The sequence below is a fragment of the Secundilactobacillus angelensis genome (assembly GCF_012641075.1).
GTDB classification, from domain to species: Bacteria; Bacillota; Bacilli; order Lactobacillales; family Lactobacillaceae; genus Secundilactobacillus; species Secundilactobacillus angelensis.
On sequence record NZ_JAAXLJ010000051.1, the window covers coordinates 1 to 1,368 of the forward strand.

General features: G+C 43.6%; 2 protein-coding genes. Both read right to left on the reverse strand.

The features are described 5' to 3' along the window. A partial coding sequence (locus tag HC026_RS12275; RefSeq protein WP_168926193.1) for a DUF669 domain-containing protein occupies positions 1-381 on the reverse strand: 381 nt, incomplete at its 3' end. 22 nt (positions 382-403) lie between these two features. Beyond that, positions 404-1,368, reverse strand: a 965-nt coding sequence (locus HC026_RS12280) for a DEAD/DEAH box helicase (protein ID WP_168926194.1), incomplete at its 5' end; no start/stop codon positions are given.

Consider the following 1,368-nt stretch of genomic DNA (forward strand, 5'->3'; position numbering starts at 1 on the left):
TTCTTTCTTTACATACACATTGACTGGCACACCGGTTATTAATTTAGTGAAGTCATCAATTGATTTAAGCGGTGTCCCTTCTGGTACTCCCACAGCTTGCAAGATGTACTGAAAGCCATCTAAGTCATATTGATTGGTAGAGTGACGCTTCCAGTTGTCCATAAACACGTGACGGTTGTGATACTTCGCGTTGGTCTCCGCCAATTCAGGTACCTTGTCGAGGTCGTTACGCACCAGTAAGTCGATCTGCAAGGTTTCCGCACCGCTTTGAGTAGCGTTTTCCTTTGCATTGTTAATAATCATTTCGTAGGTACCCGTTGGAAGTGGTTCGTAACTGTTGCCTGAGTTGTTTGAATAATCTGTTTTCATAAAATCTGCCATGATATTTGTTTCCTCCTAATTTTTAATGAACTTTCGTTTTAATGAAGCCACGATTTTTAGCTTGATAGAATACCCAGCCTGGTTTGTAATGCCGGGCTTTGGCAATTCCTTGTAAATCTTCCATATTCTGAGCATCGGCTGGTTTCATCCGGGCATATCGTACTGAGTTATAATCGGCTTTCATGTCCAGCTTGCCGTGGATGCGTTCCAGTTCGACTGAATTATCTTCTTCAATCTCGTTTTCCGATTGTTCAATAACTCGTTCTTTACCGCATACCGGACAGATATTAGCTGATGCCGGTATCACTGCATAGCAGAATTCACACGTTCGAATAGGCGTTGCATCATTCTTACGTTGCTTCTTTTTGCGGTCATTCAGAGACCAGTCACGGTCATCATCTGGCAAGCCGAAACGAGTATAGTTAGCAACGTGGTCAATGATGGTCGCTGTCTTGCCCTGCTGATATCTCATAGAACGCATGGACTGTTGAATGTATAGTACAAGTGATTCTGTCGGGCGCAGCATAATGACTACCGAACAGTCAGGGACGTTGAAGCCTTCAGAAATCAAATCGACGTTACATAGAATCTGCAATCTGCCAGTTTTAAAATCTGACATAATTCGGTCTCTCTCGGCGGATGGCGTTTTGGAATCGGCATGCGCAGCTTTGATACCCGCTTTTTGAAACGACAACGCGACTTCTTTGCTGTATTCAATCGAATGTGCATAGACAATAGCCTGTTGATCAGGAGTTTTTTCTTGGTAAGTCTTCACCACATCACCGAAGATCGTCTTGCCTACCGCATCATCCATGGACTTATTGGTAAAGTCACCGGTGCTGGATTTACGCAATTTTGTATCATCCACAAGATTGACTGAGTAATACCTGTATGGTGCAAGATAGTAATTTTCAATGAGCCAATCAATCCTCGGGCCTTCAACCATCGTGTCGTAAACATCATGCAATCCCTTGCCATTGAGACGCC